The 21,383-nt window shown below is 63.3% G+C and carries 17 protein-coding genes and 1 pseudogene; 10 read left to right on the top strand and 8 right to left on the bottom strand.

The window, feature by feature from the left end:
• Window positions 1-155 precede the first annotated feature (155 nt).
• On the bottom strand, window positions 156-1,076 hold the full coding sequence (ctlX, locus tag ABD919_RS21745; protein WP_345238193.1) for a citrulline utilization hydrolase CtlX: 921 nt from the start codon (window positions 1,074-1,076) through the stop codon (window positions 156-158).
• Between the two features lie 308 nt (window positions 1,077-1,384).
• Window positions 1,385-2,197 carry an arylamine N-acetyltransferase family protein gene (locus ABD919_RS21740; RefSeq protein ID WP_345238192.1) on the bottom strand — a complete coding sequence of 271 codons (813 nt, stop codon included), beginning with the start codon at window positions 2,195-2,197 and terminating at the stop codon, window positions 1,385-1,387.
• Between the two features lie 123 nt (window positions 2,198-2,320).
• Between ABD919_RS21740 and pncA the strand changes: the two genes are divergently transcribed.
• A complete protein-coding gene (gene pncA, locus ABD919_RS21735) occupies window positions 2,321-2,938 on the top strand; it encodes a bifunctional nicotinamidase/pyrazinamidase (RefSeq protein ID WP_345238191.1) in 618 nt (205 codons plus the stop codon).
• A 132-nt stretch (window positions 2,939-3,070) separates the two neighbouring features.
• Here the strand turns inward: pncA and ABD919_RS21730 are convergent, their stop codons facing one another.
• Window positions 3,071-5,974, bottom strand: coding sequence for an endo-beta-N-acetylglucosaminidase (locus ABD919_RS21730; RefSeq protein WP_345238190.1), 2,904 nt, complete (start codon window positions 5,972-5,974; stop codon window positions 3,071-3,073).
• Between the two features lie 79 nt (window positions 5,975-6,053).
• Between ABD919_RS21730 and ABD919_RS21725 the strand changes: the two genes are divergently transcribed.
• On the top strand, window positions 6,054-6,398 hold the full coding sequence (locus tag ABD919_RS21725) for a hypothetical protein (protein WP_345238189.1): 345 nt from the start codon (window positions 6,054-6,056) through the stop codon (window positions 6,396-6,398).
• Between the two features lie 807 nt (window positions 6,399-7,205).
• Here the strand turns inward: ABD919_RS21725 and ABD919_RS21720 are convergent.
• Window positions 7,206-8,057, bottom strand: a complete 852-nt coding sequence (locus ABD919_RS21720; protein WP_345238188.1) for a phosphatase PAP2 family protein — start codon at window positions 8,055-8,057, stop codon at window positions 7,206-7,208.
• Window positions 8,058-8,180: 123 nt separating this feature from the next.
• Here ABD919_RS21720 and ABD919_RS21715 point away from each other — a divergent pair, with 123 nt between their 5' ends.
• The 3 genes and pseudogenes from ABD919_RS21715 to ABD919_RS21705 all read left to right on the top strand — a co-directional run.
• A complete protein-coding gene (locus ABD919_RS21715; RefSeq protein ID WP_345238187.1) occupies window positions 8,181-9,263 on the top strand; it encodes a mechanosensitive ion channel family protein in 1,083 nt (360 codons plus the stop codon).
• A 464-nt stretch (window positions 9,264-9,727) separates the two neighbouring features.
• The gene (locus ABD919_RS21710) at window positions 9,728-11,374 is read left to right on the top strand and encodes a hypothetical protein (protein WP_345238186.1); all 1,647 of its coding nucleotides are present in this window, start codon (window positions 9,728-9,730) and stop codon (window positions 11,372-11,374) included.
• A gap of 316 nt (window positions 11,375-11,690) precedes the next feature.
• A pseudogene (locus ABD919_RS21705) lies at window positions 11,691-11,798 on the top strand (DUF4197 family protein); the annotation flags it as partial.
• Window positions 11,799-11,804: 6 nt separating this feature from the next.
• Here the strand turns inward: ABD919_RS21705 and ABD919_RS21700 are convergent.
• Together ABD919_RS21700 and hutU are read right to left on the bottom strand one after the other, a co-directional pair.
• A complete protein-coding gene (locus tag ABD919_RS21700) occupies window positions 11,805-12,935 on the bottom strand; it encodes a redoxin domain-containing protein (RefSeq protein ID WP_345238185.1) in 1,131 nt (376 codons plus the stop codon).
• A 378-nt stretch (window positions 12,936-13,313) separates the two neighbouring features.
• Window positions 13,314-15,098, bottom strand: coding sequence for a urocanate hydratase (gene hutU, locus ABD919_RS21695; RefSeq protein ID WP_345238184.1), 1,785 nt, complete (start codon window positions 15,096-15,098; stop codon window positions 13,314-13,316).
• A 249-nt stretch (window positions 15,099-15,347) separates the two neighbouring features.
• Between hutU and ABD919_RS21690 the strand changes: the two genes are divergently transcribed.
• From ABD919_RS21690 to ABD919_RS21680, 3 genes are all read left to right on the top strand, one after another.
• Window positions 15,348-16,121, top strand: a complete 774-nt coding sequence (locus ABD919_RS21690) for a DUF2490 domain-containing protein (RefSeq protein ID WP_345238183.1) — start codon at window positions 15,348-15,350, stop codon at window positions 16,119-16,121.
• A 315-nt stretch (window positions 16,122-16,436) separates the two neighbouring features.
• Window positions 16,437-16,709, top strand: coding sequence for a hypothetical protein (locus ABD919_RS21685; RefSeq protein ID WP_345238182.1), 273 nt, complete (start codon window positions 16,437-16,439; stop codon window positions 16,707-16,709).
• 79 nt (window positions 16,710-16,788) lie between these two features.
• Entirely contained in the window at window positions 16,789-17,736 is a 948-nt protein-coding gene (locus tag ABD919_RS21680; RefSeq protein ID WP_345238181.1) for an MBL fold metallo-hydrolase, read from the top strand.
• Between the two features lie 119 nt (window positions 17,737-17,855).
• Here the strand turns inward: ABD919_RS21680 and ABD919_RS21675 are convergent, their stop codons facing one another.
• Window positions 17,856-18,653 (bottom strand): DUF4097 family beta strand repeat-containing protein, encoded by a 798-nt coding sequence (locus ABD919_RS21675; protein WP_345238180.1) that lies wholly within the window; start codon window positions 18,651-18,653, stop codon window positions 17,856-17,858.
• Between the two features lie 97 nt (window positions 18,654-18,750).
• A complete protein-coding gene (locus ABD919_RS21670; RefSeq protein WP_345238179.1) occupies window positions 18,751-19,659 on the bottom strand; it encodes an arginase family protein in 909 nt (302 codons plus the stop codon).
• A 249-nt stretch (window positions 19,660-19,908) separates the two neighbouring features.
• Here ABD919_RS21670 and ABD919_RS21665 point away from each other — a divergent pair, with 249 nt between their 5' ends.
• Together ABD919_RS21665 and ABD919_RS21660 are read left to right on the top strand one after the other, a co-directional pair.
• Window positions 19,909-20,457: a hypothetical protein gene (locus ABD919_RS21665; protein ID WP_345238178.1), complete on the top strand. Its 549-nt coding sequence runs from the start codon at window positions 19,909-19,911 to the stop codon at window positions 20,455-20,457.
• Between the two features lie 122 nt (window positions 20,458-20,579).
• Window positions 20,580-21,314: a YebC/PmpR family DNA-binding transcriptional regulator gene (locus tag ABD919_RS21660; protein WP_345238177.1), complete on the top strand. Its 735-nt coding sequence runs from the start codon at window positions 20,580-20,582 to the stop codon at window positions 21,312-21,314.
• The last annotated feature ends 69 nt before the right edge of the window (window positions 21,315-21,383 follow it).

The raw sequence follows: 21,383 nt of genomic DNA, 5'->3' as shown, positions 1-21,383 counted from the left end.
TGCAAGATGGGGTACAGAGCCGACGAGCCGTAGCGCGGAATTTCATTCCGTATTTCCGCGCCTTTAATGCCAATCAACCGGCAGAGAAGCGCGGAATGGAATTCCGCGTTACCCTCCCCCTACCTGAAAACCGATTTAAACCAGAAACCAGTAACCTACTTCGCAGGCAAAAACACTTCCGCCAGCATGCAGCGGGCACTGCCGCCGCCAATGGTTTCGATGGTGGGAATGGGCAGGGGCAGCAGCTCGCAGTATTGCTCCAGGGTTTGCCGCTGCCCGGTGGTAAGGGCATCGTAGGCGCTCTGCGACATCACCAGCAGTTCGGGACTGGCGGCAGGCTGCACGGTGAGCATGTTGCCGGCAAAGCGCGCTACCTGGGCCAGGGAGATAGCCACGATTTCGTGGCCCGTGGCCGTAAGTGAGTCGACTACCGCGGCCCGCTCGCTGGCGTCGCTGATGCTTTCCACGCAGAGCACGGCGAAGCGGGCGCCCACGCACATCATCACGTTGGTGTGGTAGATTTCCTGGCCTCGCGCATCGTGGGAGTGGAAAGCCACAGGCCGGTAGCCCAGGCGGCCAGCTACCTCGCCAAACAACGCCGCGTCGGTGCGGGGCGACACGCAGGCGTAAGCCAGGCGGTGCTCGTGGTCGAAGATGATGCTGCCGGTGCCCTCCAGGAAGCGGCCCTGCTGCTCGTGGTCCGACAAGTCGACTACCTCGCGAATGGCAAACTGCTGCCCCAGCGCTGCCAGGATGTCGGGGCGGCGCTCGGGGCGGCGGTTAGCGGCGCACATGGGGTAGAGCAGCACGGTGCCGTCGGGGTGCAGGGTCAGCCAGTTGTTGGGAAACACGGCATCGGGCTTGGCCGGCGTGGGCGTGTCGTCGAACACCAGCACCTGCACGCCGCGGCTGCGCAGCCGCGCCACGGCGGCATCGAACTCGGCAAAGGCCCGGGCCTGCACGGCCTCCTCCCCCAGCCCGCTCAACGCCTGCTGGAAGTGGTTAGACAAGGCCGTTTCCTCATTAAAGGCAAAGCGGGCCGGGCGAACGAGGAAAACGGTGCGGGCAGACTGCATGGCGGGCTACATTAAGCTTGAGCCCGCAAATATGGGCTGTCAGCCCTAACCCTGCTTTCCTACCCGGCCGCGATGCCGCTCCTGCCCGGGGACAGCCTTGCTCTGCTTCTTTAAGTCGCGGTGGTCTACACCGCGGTGCCACGACTTTTTGGTCGTGGTACCACTGAATTATAGGACGGACTTAGACATGTCGTTCTGCGCCGTTAGTGGTGCCACGAACCGCTGTGCGGAATTCGTGGCACCACCATGCTTTAGACCACTGCCCTTTAGTTTTATCGATTCTTGCTTTCTCACGTGCAGCGGGTGCTTTAGGCCAGCCTAGCGGCCCCGGGCCGGGCCGGGAAAGCCCCCAGGGGCAGCTCCACGCCAAAGTGCGTGGCTAGCGCCTCGTGGTAGGCCGCCTCATCAGGCAGCGTGGTTACCGTGGCACCTTCGGCCCGTCGAATTTTCAGCTCGTAGTCGACCAAGCTGACGCGGTAGCCGGGGCCGGAGCGGGTGGTGATGCGCTGCTGCCGGAACGGCGAGTCGGGCGACTGCGAGTAGAAGTAGTTCATCATCTGGTAGTCGCTGGGCTGGGCTTCGTCGAGGGCAAAGCCGTAGAGCGTTTGCCACTCGCCGTTTATCAGCAGCTGCAGGTGAAAGTTCAGCAGCGGCGCGGCCTGCAGCCGGTAGCAGTCGAAGCCCTGCTGGAATTCGGGGCCGGCGACCAGCGGAATGGGCTCGATGAGGCTGTTGGCGCCGAAGCCCAAATCCACCAGCCAGGGCTGGCCCTGCAGCTGCACCAGCAGAATCTGGTGGGCCCGGGGCCGCAGCGGGTAGCCGGCCAGCAGGTTGCGGCCCACTAGGCAGCTCACGTCAAATCCCAGCTGCTGCAGCACCAGCCGGAACAGGCCGTTCTGCTCGAAGCAGTAGCCGCCGCGCCGCTCGTGCACCAGCTTCTGCTCAATGCCCGCCGCATCGAGCCGGATGCTGCGGCCCAGGTGGATGTCCAGGTTCTCGAAGGGAATGCTGAAGGCATGGGCCCGGTGCAGGCCAACGAGGGTGTCCGCCGTTGCATCGAGTGGGCCCTGGTAGCCGGTGCGGGCCAGGTAGGCGGCCAGGTTGATGGTGGGCTCGGTCATGCGGGAAGGCTTGGGTTTTAACTTTTAACTCAGATTGGCCGCGAAGCCCACCGCAAAATACGTCGCTCGCCGTATTACCGGCAGCTGCTGCAATTTCGCAGCCTCACCACTTCCTACCTGCCCATGAAGGCCCTGCTGCTGATTGACGTGCAAAACGACTTCGTGCCCGGGGGCGCGCTGGCCGTGCCCGATGGCGACGCCATCACTCCCCTGCTCAACCGGCTGCAGCCCCAGTTCGAGCTGGTGGTGGCCACCCAGGACTGGCACCCGGCCGGGCACCGCAGCTTTGCCAGCTCCCACCCCGGGCAGGCGGTGTTCACCGAGATTGACTGGCAGGGCCTGCCGCAGATGCTCTGGCCCGACCACTGCGTGCAGCAAACACCCGGCGCCGACCTGCACCCGGCCCTGGATACGCGGCGCGTAGAGGCCATTTTCCGCAAGGGCACCGACCCGGATATCGACAGCTACAGCGGCTTTTTCGACAACGGCCACCGCCGCTCCACCGGCCTGGGCGCTTACCTGCGCGGGCGGGGCATAACGCAGGTGTACCTGGCCGGCCTGGCTGCCGACTACTGCGTGTACTTCTCGGCCAAGGATGCCCTGCTCGAAGGCTTCGGGGCCGTGCTGCTGGAAGACGCCACCCGGGCCATTTCCGCAGAAGGATTTGCCCAGGCCAAAGCCGACTTGCTGGCCCGGGGCGGGCAGGTGATGTCAACCATTGCCGCCGGGCTGCAGCCCTGAATCCAGTCAGAAAAGCAGGCGCCCGAAAACAGTAGCGCGGAATTTCATTCTGCGTACCCACCACAGGAAGGCGCCGCCAAATGAAACTCCGCGCAAGCACAACAGCTGGCACCTGGCCGCAAACCCTGGCCGCTACTGCTTTAGCAGCTTCAGCGAAGCGCTGCCCGAGGCCGTGCTTACCCGCAGCACGTACAGCCCGGCTCCCTGCGGCAGCGGCAGCGCCAGCTGCTCGGCGCTGCGGCCCGGCGTGAGGCGCTGCTCGTACACCAGAGCGCCCACCGTGTTGTAGAGCTGCAGCAGCGTCGGCTGGCCCTGGGCGCCGTGAACCTCCACCACGGCCTGGCTGCCGGCCACGGGGTTGCCCAGGGCATACAGGCGCAGGCCGGCCGCCCGGCCGGGCAGGGCGGCGCTGATCTGGGCGCACTGCGTGGGCACGTCGGCCGACCAGTCGCTGGGCCGCATGTTGATGAGGGTGCCGGTGTGCCCGTTGCCGGTGAGGTCGTTGGCCACCGAGCCCGTGGCCTCGTTCAGCTTCCAGTACGCTTCCAGGTTGGCGGCGCTGGGGCTGACGCTGCAGGCGTTGGCGGCGATTTCAGCGGCCGTCAGGCCGCGCTTCCAGATGCGCACCTCGTCCAGGGCCCCGTCGAGAATGCGGGAGTTGGCGTAGTTGCGGCCCAGGGCCACGGGCCCGCTGGCAATGACGCTGCCGCTCACGTTCAGGCTGGCATCGAGCGTGCCGTTGATGTAGATGCGCATGGCCGTGCCGTCGAACGTAGCCGCCACGTGCGACCAGGCCCCCAGCGGCAGGCGGCCCACCGAGGGCAGGCGCCGCGCCGCGCCGTTCACGTTCAGCACAAACTGCAGCTGGTCGGCGGCCAGGCTGGCATCGCCCAGGCGCAGCATGGCCGTGTTGCTGCCGTCTTCCATGCCCACCAGGCTGGAGATATAAGGCGAGCCGGCCTTGAACGAAGCCGGCTTCACCCAGCACTCAAAGCTGAGGCCGCCCCCGCCCAGGTTGATGCTGCCCGCATCCACGTACTTGCCCACGCCGTCGAACAGCAGGGAGGTGTTGCTGCCGGGCACGGCGGCCGGCACCACGCGCACGTAGCCGGTGCGGGTAAGGGAGTCGCGGCCGAAGGCATTCTGGGCCCGCAGCTTCACCGGGTACAGGCCAGGCGCGGCGTAGCTCACCACCGGGTGCACGGCATTGCTGGTGGCCGGGCTGCCGCCGGTAAAGGTCCAGGTGTAGCCGGCAGCGTTACGCGAGAAGTTGGTGAAGGTGACGGCCTGGTTGGTAACGACCACGGTGTCGCTGGCGCCAAAGCTTACGCGGGGCGCGGCCGTGGGGGCGGCGCTGCCATTGGCCACCCGCAGCCGGCCCAGGTTGAAGCGGTAGCTGGCCACGGGGGTGCCCGACGAGGCCACCAACCCGATGATGGCCAGCTCGCGCCCCTGCTGGGTGCCCAGGCCGATGCTTTGCGTGTGCCACTGCCCGGCCGGCTGCCCCTGGCTGCCGATGTCGACCAGCACAGGGTTGGCCAGGTCGTCGCTGAAATACAGGGCCAGCCGGGTGGCCGTAAAGCCTGGCTGGGATGCTTTATAGGTCAGCTCAATGGTGGTGTTGGCTGCCACCGGCAGCTTTGTTTGGTAGAGCTTCACCGTGGCGTTGTCGCTGCCGCTGAGGCTGCCGGCCAGCTTAATGGAATTGCCGCCGTAGAAGGCATCGTCGAAGTCGAAGCCGGCGCTGATGGCCGCGCTGCCGGTTTTGGCCCACTGCCAGCTGGGCAGCATAGCCTGCCGGGCCATGTGCGTCCAGCTGCGGCTCACCAGCACGCCGTTGTTGGCAAAAACCTTCCCCTGCCCTACCGAGAAGTCGGTTTCAAACGGCAGGGTGTTGACGGCGCTGCGCACCGGCACGTAATGGCCCAGGCCTTTCCAGCCGCTGGCATCGGGCGTGGTGATGTCCAGGTCGTTGCCGGCGAAGATGCGCTGCTCGGTCTGGTAGAAGCTGGCGTAGGCCGTGGGGTCGCTGCTGAAGGTGTTGAAGCCGCCGTTGTAGGTGAGGTTGGCCGCAAACAAGCCCAGCGACACCTTGGGCTGGGCGGGGCTGCCCCCGGTGAAGTAGTTGTCAATCCAGGCCGAGTTGGCAAACAAAGACTGGTTGGAGCGGCCGGGCCAGAGGTCGGCCCCTTTGTATACCTCAAAAGGACTGCGGCCCAGGGCCGTGGCCGTGGCCACGGAGGTGTTGATGTTGGTGGGCCCCGACCAGAAGTAGTTGGTAAACATGGCGTCGCTGACGCGGGCGCTGCCGTCCTGCAGCAGCTGCTGGTTGTTGGCGTTCAGGGCGTTCTGGTAGGAGACGCGCCCGTTGGGCAGCATGGCGTCGTACCAGTGAATCTCCATGCCGGCGGGCTTGATGGTTTGCAGCTGCTTGAGCAGGTTGATAAGCTGCGTGGCCGTAGCCGTGCTCACGTTGGACTCTTCATTGAAAAACCAGCCGTCGAAGCCGTAGTAGCTGGCCACATCCACCAGCTTCTGGGCGCCGATGTAGTTGCCGGCCGCGTCCTGCTGCACCAGGGCCGCCACGTCGGTGGCACTGGTGAAGATGGTGCCGATGACCTTGACGCCGTTGCGGTGGGCCGTTTCCACCCAGGGCCGGGTGGGGATGCCTACCGGCCCATCGAACCAGGTCAGCACGTCGACATACTGCCAGTGGGTGAAGTTGTAGAGGTTGAAGATGCTGCGCTCGTTGAGGTAGCCGGCAAAGTTGGCCATGCCGTCGGGAATGTAGTTCACCTTGTGGCTGAAGCTCTGGGCCGGGTTGAGCTGGGCCGCCAGCGCGTTCTGGCGCGTGGCCAGGGGCACGCGGCTTACGTTGGCCGGCACGGCGGTGGGGCCGGCGGGCGTCCAGGCCATGAGCTGGGCCACGCTGAGCTTGGTGTACTGCGCGGCGGGGTCTATCTGGGCCTGAGCGGCGGGCAGCGTCAGGCAACAGGCCAGCAGGAGCAGGCAGGCACGGAAGTAACGGTGTATCATGCAGGTGCGGGGGTGGTGATGGGGTGGGTAAACTCCCAGGCAAGGTAAGGCGTAAGCTAGATGCATTTTAACATTACCAATGAAAAATAACCTGTTCTTTCTGCTTCTGGCCGCCGCCTGCACCTTGGGCAGCTGCCAGAAATCTCCTTCTGCCACCGAGCAGGCCAGCTCGGCCAAGCCGGGTACCCAGGCGGCTCCCAAATCGGTGAGCGACGCGGCGGGGGCCCGGGCCGCCGTAGCCGGCTACCTGCAAAACCAGTCCGACGCCTCGCTCTATGTATTGGACTCGGCCTTCGTCGTGGATGTCGACACCCGCTTCCAGGTGCTGGTGCCGCGCACCGACTGGGCCGGCCGCAGCCCCAACCGGGCCCGCTTCGAAGTAGACAAAGCCACCGGCATCGTGCAGGACCTGCCCGTGAAGTAAGCCCTGCTGCCGCGCTGCTTCGGCCGGGGTTAACCGGCTGTTGCTACGCCAAAACCGGTTTTCTGAAATAGCCTTTCAGGGTGTCGCCCAGCTGCAACGCCGTCAGCACCCCGTTGGCCGCCGCCATTCCTCCCTGCAGCAGCGGGCTGGCCTGGGCTTGCTGCCGCAGCCGCTCGTCGCTGCGGCGGAAAGGGGCATGGCAAGCTCGGCATCGGAAACCAGGCCCCGGCATCGTAGCGGATGCGGCCCGGACTGATGCCCGTGCTCAGGATGCGGAGCGTTTCCAGGCCCTGGCGTTCGAAAAGTCGGCGCAGGGTGGGCGCGGTGGAAATGAGCCTGCTGGCCCACGAGTGGCGCGCCGCGCGCCAGCCCCTTCCCATTCCCCGGCCTGCCCGGTGGCAGTGGGCCAGTCCCGTGCCGGCTGGCCGCCCGCTGTACCAGGAATAAGCTTCCCCCCTGCTCCTGCTCAATCTCGCCCCTTGCTTTTCAGGGTGAGGGCAATGGCTAGTGCCGACTGTCCAAGTACAGCGCACGTTTGCCGGCTCCAGCAAACTGCCCGCTCCCATCAGGAAGTCTTTAGAGCATCTTGCTCATCTGGCGTCCGCGCAGGCGATGATTGTCTACCACAAGCGGAACGAGAACGTCATCACCACAAGCGTAAATAGAACGTCATGCTGAACGAAGTGAAGCATCTCTACCACGAGAGTAAATCCTTTGGATTACTGCCTCCAGCAAGATGCTTAGCCAAGCGGACGCCAGATGAGCATGACGGCCAAAATCTCAGAATACTCACTGCTTACAACCTAACTACAGCTGCTTGCTAAGCTGCAGGCCGGTGTAGGCGTGGCCATTCACGTTCACGCCCTGCAGGGGCAGCACCGACAGACCGTTGCCGTCGCGCTTTTTGTGCAGCTGCGGCACCAGCACGCCCACGGTGGCGCCAATGGTGTAGCCCACGAGTACGTCGCTGAGGAAGTGCTTGCCGGCTTCCATGCGGTAGTAGCCTACAGCCGCCGGCACGGCTGCCGCGGCCGCCCAGATGTAGGGCTGGGCCGGCGAGTCGGGGTTGAAGTCGTGGTAAACCTTGGCGGCAAAGAAGGTAGCCGTGGCGGTATGGGCCGCGTGGCCCGCGAAGAAGGAGTTGGTGGCAATCTTGCCGTTGCGCCCGCTGCCGCCTTCGCTGCCGTAGAGGTAAGGCCGGTAGCGGTAGGTGGTGCCCACCGTCATGGTAAACATGGCGTCGGTGGTCATCATGGTTTCGAGGTAAAGAATGGCCACCTGCCCGAACTTAGCCTTGGCCGCGGGGTTGAACACCAGCAGGCCCGGGGCAATGAGCATGGTGGGGTAACACAGGATGTCGCTGGCAAACTGGGCGCTTTCGCTGTACTTGCCGGCTACCCAGCGGTCCATTTTGGGCACGTCGTTTTTATCGAGCCGGGCCAGCTCCTCGTTGCTGAGGCCACTTTTTTGCTGCACCAGGAGGAGGCCCGTCACGCTCAGGCCGGTAAGGCCGGTGATAATGGCGCCGTCGCGGTACAGGTGGGTGCGGTAGGGCGTGGGCACGGCCGACTGGGCCGTGGCGGCAACAGGACTGCCCAGGCCAAGGCCGGCGCCGAGCAGCAGAGAGAAAGCAGGGGTGGAAAGTCGAAATGCGGGCATGCTGGGTACAACGCATAAAGCCCGGGCGGGGTTAGCGGGCGGCAGCGGGGCTAACCTTTCGGCTGCAACGAGGGTACAGACAAGCTCACCTGCGGGCGGCCCGGCCGGCCCGGCCGTTGAGCTATGAGAGAACAGCTTACCCATCTGCTGGAGCATTTCCCGCAGATATTCACGACGCTGGGCGTCCTGCTGGGCGGGGCTGCCCTGGGCCTGCTGGTTAAAGCCCTGCTTTTTGCCCTGGTGCGGGCCTTCAGCCGGCGCGAAGACTCACCCCTGGCCCGCTCAGTACTGCGCCACCTGCGCCAGGCCAGCAGCTGGTTTTTTCCGGTGCTGGCCATTTCCCTGCTGCTGCCCCTTACCCAGCTGCCGCCCCGGGCGTTTGAGGTGCTGCGGCGCTTCGTCGAAATTACCCTCATCCTGACCTTCGCCTGGGGCCTCATCAAGGTGCTGGACGTGGCCCAGGACCTGGTGCAACGCCGCTACCAGCTCGACAGCGGCGACAACCTGCGGGTGCGCAAGCTCTTCACCCAGCTGCAGTTTATCAAGAAGCTGGTGATGTCGCTGATTGTGCTGGTGGCCGTGGGCCTGGTGCTGATGAGCTTCGCTACGGTGCGCAAAATTGGCACCGGCCTGCTCACCTCGGCGGGTATTGCCTCCGTCATTGTGGGCTTTGCGGCCCAGCGCTCCATCAGCAACCTGCTGGCCGGGTTTCAGATTGCCTTCACCCAGCCCATCCGCATCGACGACGTGCTGGTGGTGGAGGGCGAGTGGGGCCGGGTAGAGGAAATCACCTTCACCTACGTGGTGCTGCGCATCTGGGACGAACGCCGCCTGGTGCTGCCCCTCAACTACTTCATCGAAAAGCCCTTCCAGAACTGGACGCGCAACAGCGCCCAAATCCTGGGCACCGTGCACGTACAAACCGACTACACCGTGCCCGTCGACGCCGTGCGGGCCGAGCTGCAGCGCATCGTGGAAGGCAGCCCGTACTGGGACCGGCGCGTGTGCGCCCTGCACGTAACGGACTCCAAGGAGCGCACCCTGGAGCTGCGCGCCCTGGTGAGCGCCGCCGACGCCGGCGCCGTGTGGGAGCTGCGCTGCATCGTGCGCGAGCAGCTGGTGGGCTTTCTGCAGCGCGAATACCCCGGCAGCCTGCCCCGGCTGCGAGTGGAAGAGCCCTTGGGTCAGGTAAAAGCTGAGAGTTAAAAGTCTTGGCCTACTGCTAGCGCGCGTCTCTGACGCGAACCGCCCGCGCCGCCTACAGCCCATTGCCGTGGCATCGCCGACGCAAAACCGCCGGGCACGCGGCGCCAATGCGCGCTAGCCTTCAGCCATCTGCCGCTGGCTGATGTGGGTTAAAACCGACTCGAGCCCTTTCCCAACAAAGCATAACCGGGCTGTTTCTGCTTATTGCTCATAAGGAGGCCAACATCCGTGAAAATACCGGTGGCCCGTACCACGGCCCTGTTCGAGCCGGTCTTTGGGAGTTCGAAAGCGGCTGTAGACCATATTGAAGCACCCCCGTACCTGCTTTGGTACGGGGGCTTTTGTGTTGGCGCAGAATGGTTTCCTTAAACCTGGGCCCGGTTTTAACTGATGACGCGGGTCAATGCCGTCGGCACCCTACATTTGGGCACGGTGCATTCATCTTTCTTTTTCCCGTTTACGCTATGGCTGAGCTTTTACTTATTAATCATCCTGACCGCAGCATCGGCCGGGTATTTCTGAGCCTGCTGCTGGCGCTGCCCCTGGGGCAGGCGCTGGGCCAAAGCTACGTGCGACCCGATGCCAGCTTTGGCACCAACGGCAGCGTAAACACGGCCCTGACGGGCAGCGGCGGAATTGAGGCCGAGCCGCCCCATGCCCGGCCCTCGACGTTCAACAACCAGAAGGATTTTATGCTGGCCAACAACCGCCTCTGGGTGTGCGGCGGCGGCAATGGCAGCTTCGTGGTGAAGCGCTACCTGCTGGACGGGACGCCCGATGCAGCCTTTGGCGCCAATGGCACCGTAACGACGACCTTTCCGCTGAGCGCCGAAGCCAACGGCATGGCCCTGCAGCCCGACGGCAAGCTGGTGGTAGTAGGCAAGGTGCTCAGCCGGTTTCAGGATGCAGGCCTGGCCGTAGCCCGCTACGACCCCACCGGGGTGTTGGACCCGGGGTTCGGCACGGGCGGCATGCTGTACAACCCCGACCCTTCCAGCGGCCCATTTATGGATACCAGAAAGGTAGTGGTTCTGACCAACGGCAGCCTGCTGGCTACCTTCAACTACCCGGGCTCTTACACTTCCCGGCTGGTGGCCATTACGGCCAATGGGCAGCTGGACCCCAGCTTCAACAATAACTCGCCGTACCAGGCGCTGAGCGACTACATCCACAACATCGTGCAGCTGGCCGATGGCCGCGTGCTGCTGGTAGGCGATGATTTCTCGGCGGGCGGCAGCCCGAACAGCCGGGCCGGTGGAGTGGTATACCGGCTCACGGCTGCAGGGGCGCGCGATGCCGGCTTTGGCATCAACGGCCGGGCCGTGATAACCGGGACCCAAGTAAACGCGGGGGTGGCGGCCCCGGCGTTCACGGAGCTATTCGGCGCAGCCGTGCAGCCCGATGGCCGGATAGTGGTGGCGGGCACCGTGCGCTACGACCAGACCAGCACGCCCAGCAACGCCCCGGCCCTGCTGCGCCTGAACGCGGATGGCACCCCGGATGCTGCCTTTAACACCGCCACCACCCGAACGTTGTACGGAAAGGGAGGCCTGCAGGCAGTAGCAGTGCAGCCCGATGGCAGCATCGTGGTGGGAGGCAGCCTCGCGCGGAGCGCGCTTGGCAGCTCCCTGAGTGATGTACTCGCCCGCTACACGGCCGCTGGGCAGGTCGATGGGACGTTTACCCCTAATACGCAGCTGGGCTACGGCGGCAGCGGAAACGGCATCAGCAGCCTGACCCTGGCCCCCAATGGCCAGATTTATACGTTTGGCGGCATTGGCGGTACTTCGCTGCTGCTGGCCCGCTATACTACGGCCATGGCCGCGGGCCTGATCCCGGCCGATGAGGCGGCGCTGCAGCTGCAGGCCACGCCGGTGCCGGCGGCTGGCCCGGTGCAGCTGCACTACACCCTGCCCCGCCCGGCTAGGGTGCGCGTGGTGCTGCACGACCCGCTGGGCCGCACGGTGGGCACGCCCCCGGCCGGCGTCCTGCAGGCGGCGGGTACGCAGACCCTCCGCCTCGATACCCAGCAGCTGGCCCCAGGCCTGTACTTCTGCACGCTGGAGGCCGGCACCCTGCGGCAGACGGTGCGCCTGCCGGTAGCGCGCTAGTATTTCGGTGTTTAGATAGAAAAGGCACGGGGCAAGGTCCCGCGCCTTTTTTGCTGGTGCCTTAGCAGTAAGGCTAAAACGCTCACGAGGCTACGCTGATGGCGGCTGCGGAACGAGCGTGGCGGCGAAGTGCCGCGACCGATACAATTAATATTAAATTGGTTAATGGAAACCGCACCTGCTCGCGCCTCTCTGACACGTCCTAACCAGCATCCGGGACGCGAATCGCCCGCGCCGCCTAAAGGCCTTTACCATTGCATCGCCGACGCACGCTTGTCTCCAGCTAGCTGATGCTAGCGAAAGGAGCCCTTACCACCAAAGCATAGCCGGGCTATTCACCCTCATTGCCCAGGAAGAAGCCAACATCCGCGAAAACCCCGTGGCCCGCACCACGGCCCTGCTCAAGCGCGTGTTTGGCAGCTAAAGGCTCCTATTTCCGGATAAAACGCGCCAGGGTCGTGGCCAGCTCGTCGCCGTGCAGGCCAGAGGCCACAATTTTGCCGTCGGGGTCAACGAGGAAATTCTGCGGGATGCCCTGGACGCCGTAGAGCCGCGCGGCTTCGTTTTGCCAGCCGCGCAGGTCCGACACCTGGCTCCAGGCCATTTTGTCGTCCTGAATGGCTTGTACCCACTTCTCGCGGGTTTTTTCGTTGTCGAGCGACACACCCAGCACGTCGAATTTCTGGCCTTTGAATTCGTTGTACACTTTGGTCAGGGCGGGTGTTTCCTGGCGGCAGGGGCCGCACCACGATGCCCAAAAGTCTATCAGCACGTACTTGCCGCGGTAGTCGGCCAGCGAAACGGACTTACCGTCGGGGGTTGTCTGGGTGAAGGCGGGCGCCTGGGCGCCAATGGCTACGGCCTTGAGCCCTTTCACCAAATCGCCGTACATGCGGCCGGGTGGGCTGTTCTTCAGGGCGGGGCTCAGGGCTTCGTATAAGGGCCCCACAACCGTGTATTCGGGCGGGGCCAGCATGTTCAGCTGCATTAGCTCATACAGGCTTACCCAGGAGTTCGGATTAGAACGGATAAAATCACGCTTCCGCTCCGCGTACTCTTTGTTGATGCTGGCCCATTGCGCTTCGCTGCGCGCCTTAAATGCGGGCGTGTTGCGCTCTTCCTCCGAGACCTTTTCATATACGGCGGCCTGGGCTTTCACTTTAGCATCGGTAGGCTGCAACATGGCCTCCAGCCTTTGATAGTCTGCCGTGATGGGCCCACCCGTGACCTTGGCCGCTTCTAAGCTCACGGGACTGGTGACAAGCACCTGGCCAGCTTCCAGGTACAGGTTTTTTCGGTCGCCCTGACCATACATCCCCGTGCCCAGCTTGCCATTTGGCCTTAGGAGTAAGCTGGCCTGCACGGGAATATCGGTGCTGCCTTTCAGCTCGAAGGCGCCATTCTTTAGGGTAGCGGAGTCGATTTGGCCGTTGCGAAAAAGGTAGATTTTGGCCGGCGCATTCAGGTTGCCAATCTTTCCTTTCACGGTGAAAGCAACTGGGGTTTGGGCCGTGGCCCAGCCGGCCATGGGTAAGAGAATACCGAGGAGCAGTTTTTTCATAGACGGGCAGGGCTGAGGGTGAAGCATTATTGCGCAAAGTAGCCCCTGTAGTACCTGCCAACGGCAACACTCCCTGAAAAGTATGTTTTCAGAATCTGACTCTCAAACGCTGAATAGAAACTGCTCCGTGGGCTGGTAGGGAGAAAAGGCAAAGCCGGGCACAATCACCGACCGCCGCTGGGCCGTCCCCTACTGCACAGGCCGCAGCTCGTTTCTATCATCCATTCCAGGATAATCACCTTTTCCAGTTTGTGAAGGTGACGTAACCGGCGTGCTCAACAACAATAGCTGGCCTGGTGACAAGGACGTAACGGGTTTGAACAATAGCGAAAGGCACAGCCAAACGAAAAGGGCGGGGACAAGCCCCGCCCTTTTTTTCTACTTCAAGCTCGGAATCTTCGCCCCTCTTTCCCGCGCCACGTTCTCTGCAATCTCATACCCTGCATCGGCGTGGCGGAAGATGCCCATGCCGGGGTCGGTGGTAAGTACGCGCTTGAGTCGTTCGGCTTTTCCGGGGGTGCCGGTGGCCACTATCACCATGCCGGAGTGGGTGGAGTTGCCGATGCCCACGCCGCCGCCGTTGTGCAGGCTTACCCAGTCGGCACCACTGGCGCAGTTGGCCAGGGCATTGAGCAGGGGCCAGTCGGCCACGGCGTCGGAGCCGTCTTTCATGCCTTCGGTTTCGCGGTTGGGCGAGGCCACCGAGCCGCAGTCGAGGTGGTCGCGGCCGATGACGATGGGGGCTTTCACTTCGCCGCGGGCCACCAGGTCGTTAATGACCAGGCCGAATTTCTCCCGCTCGCCGTAGCCCAGCCAGCACACCCGCGCGGGCAGGCCGATGAAGGGCACCTTGGCTTGGGCCTTTTCAATCCAGCGGGCCAGCATCTTGTTGTCGGGGAAGGTTTCGAGCAGGGCGCGGTCAATGCGCAGGATGTCCTGGGGGTCGCCGGAAAGGGCGGCCCAACGAAAGGGGCCCTTGCCCTCGCAGAACAGCGGGCGGATGTAGCCGGGCACGAAGCCGGGGTAGAGGAACTGCCCGTTCTCGTCGCGCACCCGAAGGCCGCCTTTCTCGGCCTGCCCACGCAGGTTGTTGCCGTAGTCGACGGCCACGGTGCCCTGGGCCTGCATGTCCAGCATGGCCTGGCAGTGCTTCACGATGGACTTCAGGGCCTGGCGCTTAAACTCCTCGGGGTTGCCTGCGCGCAGGGCCAGCACCTCCCCTATCTCGCCCTCCGGGATGTAGTCCATCAGGTCGTGGGCCGAGGTCTGGTCGGTCACGATGTCGGCCTTGAAGCCCAGCTCCAGCAGCTGGGGCAGCACGGTGGCGGCGTTGCCGGTGAGGCCCACCGACCAGCCCTGGCGGGCCGCTTTCTTGTCCTGGCAGATTTGCAGGGCGTGCTCCAGGGAGTCGGCCTGCTCGTCCACGTAGCCTTCGCGCACCTTCTGCTTTACCCGCTCATCAATGGGCTCGATGACGAGGCAGACGCCGTCGTTCATGGTCACGGCCAGGGGCTGGGCGCCGCTCATGCCGCCCAGGCCGGCCGTCACGGTGATGGTGCCGGCCAGGGTGCCGTTGAAGTGCTTGTCGGCCATGGCCGCAAAGGTTTCGTAGGTGCCCTGCAGAATGCCCTGGGTGGCGATGTAAATCCAGGAGCCGGCCGTCATCTGCCCGTACATCATCAGGCCCATCTTGTCGAGCTCGTCAAAGTATTCCTGGGTGCTCCAGGCCGGAACGATGTTGGAGTTGGCGATGAGCACGCGGGGGGCGTGGGCCCAGGTTTTGAGCACGCCCACGGCTTTGCCGCTCTGCACCAGCATGGTTTCGTCGGCCTCCAGGTTTTTGAGGGTGCTCACGATGGTCTGGTACTCCTTCCAGTTGCGGGCGGCGCGGCCGGCACCGCCGTACACAATCAGCTCATCATACACCAGGCTCACGGCCGGGTCGAGGTTGTTTTCGAGCATGCGCAGGGCGGCTTCGGCCTCCCAGGTTTTGCAGCGCAGCTCGGTGCCGTGCTTGGCCTTGATGGTTTCCTCGGGCTTGAACTCGTAATACATGGGGCGCTTGGCGTCGCCCCGAAACTTGGTGCCTTCGGCCTGGGCGAAGGAATTGGCTTCGAGGTTGAGTTCGGGAGTAGCGGTTTCGGCGGGGAATTGAGACGACATAAGAAGGGACGTATTGGGTGGGCTGGCAAGTTAGGAAAGGGCAAGGAAAGGTATGGGTCGGGCCGGAAGAAAATCAGCGTCAGCACAGTTCGAAAGGGCATGCCTGCGGTGCAAATGGCCAGCTGTGGGGAGTCTGCTCCTGCTCATCTTTCCCGGCCCTTCTTAACAAAGAAATAACTGCCAGGGCCTGGGTTTGCGTACCATAGGCGCTCTACCACCCTTCCAGCCACTCTTACTGCCTTATTTGACATGTCTTTCCGCTCCAATCTATACCGCGGCGCCTGCCTGGCGCTACTGCTTTCTTTTGCTTCGGCTACCAGCCAGGCCCAATCTTCCCCCGAAGGCCGGGTGCAGGACAAAAATTTCAATACCTGGCTGATGTTTTTCAGCGACGCCCGGCTGACCGACCGTTGGGGCCTGCACACCGAGTGGCAGTGGCGCCGCTCCAAAGGGGTGCGGGAGCCGCTGCAGGATTTCGGCCGGATAGGCATCAACTTTTACGCCGGCGACAAAGCCATGCTCACCGCCGGCTATGCCTACGCCCTGACGCATCCTTATGGCGACTTCCCCGCCGCCGAGAAGTTTCCCGAGCACCGCCTCTACGAGCAGCTGCAGCTCCGGAGCGAACACGGCCCCTTCCAGGTATCGCAGCGCTACCGGCTGGAGCAGCGCTGGATACAGCGGCCCCAGGAAACGGACTTCACCTATACCAACCGCGCCCGCTACCAGATTCGGGCCGTACTGCCCCTGGCCGGCCCCATGGAGTCCTTGCGCCCTGGCACGCCCTACCTGGCGGCCTACGACGAAATATTCGTGAACTTCGGCCGCAACGTAGCCCAGAACATCTTCGACCAGAACCGCGCCTACGGGGCTCTGGGCTACCAGTTTACCCGGGCGACGGCCGTGGAAGTCGGCTACCTGCACCAGCTGGTAGCCCAAGGCAATGGCCTGGTGTTCGAGCACAACCACACCCTGCAGCTTTCGCTCACCTTCAACCCCGACTTCCGGGCGTCGGAGCGGTAGCTATGATGGGGCCAGACACTCTTTAATTGGGAATGTCATGCTCATGTTATAGCTGCTATCAGCACGGCGTCTGCATTTAAGAGCATGTTTGGGAGTTTTATTTTAGGTCATGCTGAACACAGTGAAGCATCTCTACTGCTTCATCGGGGCCGCTCAACGAAGCGGTAGAGATGCTTCGACAAGCTCAGCATGACGTTCTAGAGTGGATTTTTACAAATTCCAAATACTATGTAACAATTCCTCAATTTCAAGCTAAGAGTTAAAAACAAATCAGCGCTTCAACTTTTAACTCTCAACTTTTAACCGATTTTAAGTATGGCTACGGACTACAAGCCCATCGACTGCAATTATTACGACGAGCTGGAAGCGGCCGCTACCCTGAAAAAGCGCGTGCTGCTGCAATACTTCAGCGAGCTGCGGGAGCTGACCATTGAGTCGGTCATTATCGAAACGTTTTTCATGCGCGACGGCGCCGAGTACATGCGGCTGAAATCGGGCGAGGAAATCCGGCTCGACCACATCATCCGCATCGACGACAAGCTCTCCCCTACCTACGCCGGCTACCCCGATTTCAGCTGCGGGTGCTAGATTCGGCCCTTAGCCTGTCAACCGCCAAGGGCATTCTCTGCGTAAGGTCAGGGTAGTATTCTTCTCATTTTCTCTGCTTATGGACCAGGTAGCCACCGGCGTCACCCAGCTGCGTATTCAGCGCTTTGTCAACGTCTACTTCGTAGAAACCGGCCTGCCCGGGGAGTGGGTGCTGGTAGATACCGGTTTGCCGGGCAGCGAAAAAACCATCCGGGCCGCGGCGGAAGAGCTGTTTGGCCCGGGTGCCCGGCCCCGCGTTATTTTCCTCACCCACGGCCACCTCGACCACCTGGGCTCGGCCAAGGAGCTGGCGGCTTACTGGCAGGTGCCGGTGCTGGCCCACCCCCTGGAGATGCCCTACCTCACCGGGCAGGCGCAGTACCCACCCCAGGACCCCACCGTGGGCGGCTCCCTTGCTTTTATGAGCCGCTTTTTCCCGCGGGAGCTGCCCAACCTGCGCGGCTGTGTGCAGGCCCTGCCGCTCGACGACCACCAGCCGCCCTTCCTGCCGGGCTGGCGCTGGATTCACGTGCCAGGCCACGCCCCCGGTCAAATTGCCCTGTTCCGGGAGTCGGACGAGACCCTGCTGGGCGGCGACGCCTTCGCCACTACGCACCACGACTCCGTGGCGGCCATCCTGCTCGACAAGCCCCAAATCAGCCGGGCGGGCACGCCCTTCAACTACGACTGGGAGGCGGCCCGCAAGTCGGTGCAGGTGCTGGCCGACCTCAACCCGGTGGCCATAGGCTGCGGGCACGGCCCGGTGATAAAAGGCCCCGCCGCTACCGAAGGCCTGCGCCAGCTGGCCGATAATTATCCCGTTCCCAGTCAGGGCCGCTACGTGCAAACCCCGGCCCGCACCGATGCCAGCGGCGTGGAGTTCCTGCCCCCGCCCCCGCCCGACCGCCTGCCGGTGCAGGCCGCCGTGGTGGGCGCCAGCATCCTGGCCGCCGGCCTGACCTGGCTGCTGGTGGGCGGCCGTCGCAGCGGCAAGCGTCGCCGCCCGGTGCATTGGCGGCCGATGTAGGCCTTTCCGGTAGCTTCTCATTGTTTGAGTTAAAAGTTAAAAGTTAAAAGTGAAGCGTTAAAAGGTGGTTCTGCCTTTTAACGCTTCACTTTTAACTTTTAACTCGATAGCTTACTCTATCAAATCCGCCGAATGGAAATGCCGCCGTTCGTAGTTACCGCCTTTACCGGGGCGCCGCCCTTGCCCAGGGCCAGGTTTACTTCGCCGCCCATCATACTGCGGGAAATGGTGGGAAAATCGGAGCTGATGCGGCCGTGGCTGGTGCTGCTGTAGAGTTGGGCCGCATAGTTGGCCGGAACAACCCAGCTGACGCCCCCGTTGGTGGTGGTCACGTCTACGCCCTTGCCTTCCCATTTTTTACCATTGAGCACAATGCTCACGCCGCCGTTCTGGGTGTGGCCGCGCACATCGCCCCCATCGCCGACGATGCTGACGCCGCCGTTCTGCGCGGCAAAGGTGACGGGACCCCGCACGCCGTCGAGGCTGATGCCGCCGTTGTGGGTTTTCAGGTCCAGCGCCAGCTTCTCGGGTACCAGCAGCTCGTAGCTCACGGCCCAGTTCTCGCCCTCACCGGCCCTGGCCCTGAGCTGGCCTTCGGCGCTGCTGATGTTGATGCCCGCCACCACGGCCTTGGCCGCAGCCTCGTCGGGCCCCCAGGCCTGCACCTTCACGCGCACCCGCACCTCCTTGCCCGCCCAGCTGCGCACGCTGATGCCCCCGTTCTGGTCGGCATCGACATACAGGGGGCCTGACTTAGGCAGTGACATGGTCAGGTCGCGGGTTTCGCAGTAGCGCTGCTGCCCGCGGCCGGAGTGGAAGTTATGTTCGTCGCAGCTGGACTTGAAGGCGGGGGCCGTTTGGGCAGCGGCCGGCAGCGTAAGAGCGGCAAGCAGCAGGGGAAAGAGGAGCTTTTGCATGGCGTGGGTTGTAAAAGGTGAAAACCAGGTTGATGACAGTGGTGAAATCCGCTCGGATTTCAATTTCCACAGCCAATACCTGGCTTTCGCCCATTCGTTACACGCCGGGCTTCGCTAGTCCCGTTAAAAAAGCGGTGATGATGGTTGCCGCCAGGCGAGCCGTCTGATTATCACGGTCGTAGAGCGGGTTAAGCTCTACTACTTCGAACAGGCGCACCCGCGGGTGGCGCCCGGCCAGGAAGGCCGCTTCCACGGCTTGCCGGGGCGTAAAGCCGTCGGCGCTGGGGGCCGACACGGCCGGGGCGTAGGCCTCAGCGCAGCCGTCGATGTCGAAGCTTACGAAGGCCGCGCCATTGGCCGTGGCCCGGGCCAGCGCCCCCTGCATGGGGGCCACCATGCCGTCGGCCTGCACCATGCACAGCGGCACAATGCGGGCCTGCTGCTGGCGCAGAAAAGCAATGTCTTCCTTGGTGTTGAGGTTGGAGTGCAGCCCGATTTCTACGAACTGCTTGCCGGCCAGAAAATGCTCGCGCAGCAGCCGCCCAAACGGCGTACCGCTGCTGATGACGGGCCGCTCCTTCACATCGGCGTGGGCATCGAGGTTGATGCCGCCCACGGGTCCGGCAGCTTCGGCATCAAACAGGCCCCGCACGGTGGAGTAGGTGCCGTCGTGGGAGCCGCCCAGCACCACCACGCGCGGGTACTGCCGCAGCAGGGCGCTTAGCCGCTCCCGGATGCACTCGTGGTTCTCGGCGTGGTCGGTGCTGCTCAGGTCGAGGTTGCCGGCGTCGGCAATGCGCAGCTCGTCGAGGCTGATGTCGTGCTCCAGGTTGTAGGCTTTGTGGTAGCGGCGCAGCTCCCGGCGGATGGCATCGGGCGCATTCACCGCCCCGGCGCGGCCGCCTTCGAGTACGGTGCCGAAGTCCAGGGGCAGGCCTACCAGGCACACGTCGGCCTCGGGCAGCTCGGCGGCGGGTTGAATCAATTCGCGGAGGAAGGTGGGCATAATCCGGCAGTGGAATGGTTTCTGCATCAAAGCAACGACAGGCCCGGTGAGCCATCCAAGCCGGCAGGCACATTATTTTCGACCTTTGCCCCCAGACTCCGGGGTTTAGTTAGACATGAAAATTTAGACATGAGACATGAGACGTTAGACATGAGAAAGTTCTTCTGTCAGAACGATTCTAATGTCTAACGTCTCATGTCTAGCGTCTTATCTCAAATGTCTTACTTCCAGGCAAATCCTTCCTGACACATGCTGTTTTCCCGTATTCTACTGCTATTCCCTTTTGTCGCAGCCAACGCCCTGAGCACCTCGGCACCGGCGCAGGTGCCTACACCAAAGGCTGCCTACTTCGAGGCCACGCAGCTCAAGTCGTTTTACAACACTTACACCTACACGGCCTACACCGTGTACGACAACACCAGCGACGAGCCACCCACGGAAGTACAAGGCGTAGGCGGCACCCTGACGCTTAACGCCGACGGCAGCTACCAGAAGCGGCTGACTTTGCAGATGAACCAGGGCCTGATGCCCTTCAGCCAGGACGGGCAGTTCGTCATCAAAGGCGACAGCATCCGCTTCGCCTTCACCGACCGCAAGGGCCCCGACGTGCAGTACGGCACCTTCCGCTTCGACCCGCAGACCCTGGCCCTGGAAATCACCCTCATCGGCTACCCCAGCGGCAACCGGGGCGTGTACGTGCTGCAAGGCCAGGGTGCCCCGCCGGCCCGGGCGGTCAAACCAGCCCCCGCTGCTTCTAAAACCACGCCGCCGAAACGAGCCAAATCCGGTCGGAAGTAGCTGGCCCCGGCGCCTGCCGTTGCCGCCCCCGCCCCTGCTTGCTAACTTGCAGCCCGTTTCGGCCCCGCCCCCTGGCTGGCCCGAAACTGTTCATTGTTAATTGTTAATTGTTCACTGTAGAAATGGGACGCGCGTTTGAATTTCGTAAAGGCCGCAAGATGAAGCGGTGGGACCGGATGTCGAAAGACTTCACCCGCATTGGGAAGGAAATTGTGATGGCCGTGAAAGAGTCCGGCTCCAACCCCGACACCAATTCCCGCCTGCGCACCGCCATCCAGAACGCCAAGGGCGTGAACATGCCCAAGGACCGGGTGGAAGCAGCCATCAAGCGCGCTACCGGCAAAGACGAAAAGGACTACCAGGAAGTGGTGTACGAGGGCTACGGCCCCCACGGCGTGGCCATTGTGGTGGAAACCGCCACCGACAACCCTACCCGCACCGTGAGCAACGTGCGCATGTACTTCAACCGCGGCAACGGCGCCCTGGGCACGGCCGGCTCCTCCGACTACACCTTCACCCGCAAGGGCGTGTTCAAGCTGGCCGCCGAAGGCCTCGACCGCGACGAGTTGGAGCTGGAGCTGATTGACTTCGGCGCCGAAGACGTGTACGAAACCCAGGAAGAAGACGAGCACGGCGCCGAGCATGCCTATATCGTAGTAGAAACCGCCTTCACCGACTTCGGCCAGATGCAGAAAGCCATCGAAAGCAAGGGGCTGAACGTGGTAAGCGCTACCCTGCAGCGGGTGCCCAACACCACCGTCACCCTCACCGACGAGCAGGCCGAGGAAGTGGAGAAGCTCATCGAGAAGTTCGAGGAAGACGACGACGTACAGGCCGTGTACCACACCATGGGCTAAGCCGGCGGCACAAAATGACAGACGGCCTCGTTTACACGAGGCCGTCGCTGTTTGCAGGGTGCTGGTTAA

This window comes from Hymenobacter saemangeumensis (genome assembly GCF_039541835.1).
GTDB classification, from domain to species: domain Bacteria; phylum Bacteroidota; class Bacteroidia; order Cytophagales; family Hymenobacteraceae; genus Hymenobacter; species Hymenobacter saemangeumensis.
This window is presented reverse-complemented; position numbering and strand designations above follow the sequence as displayed.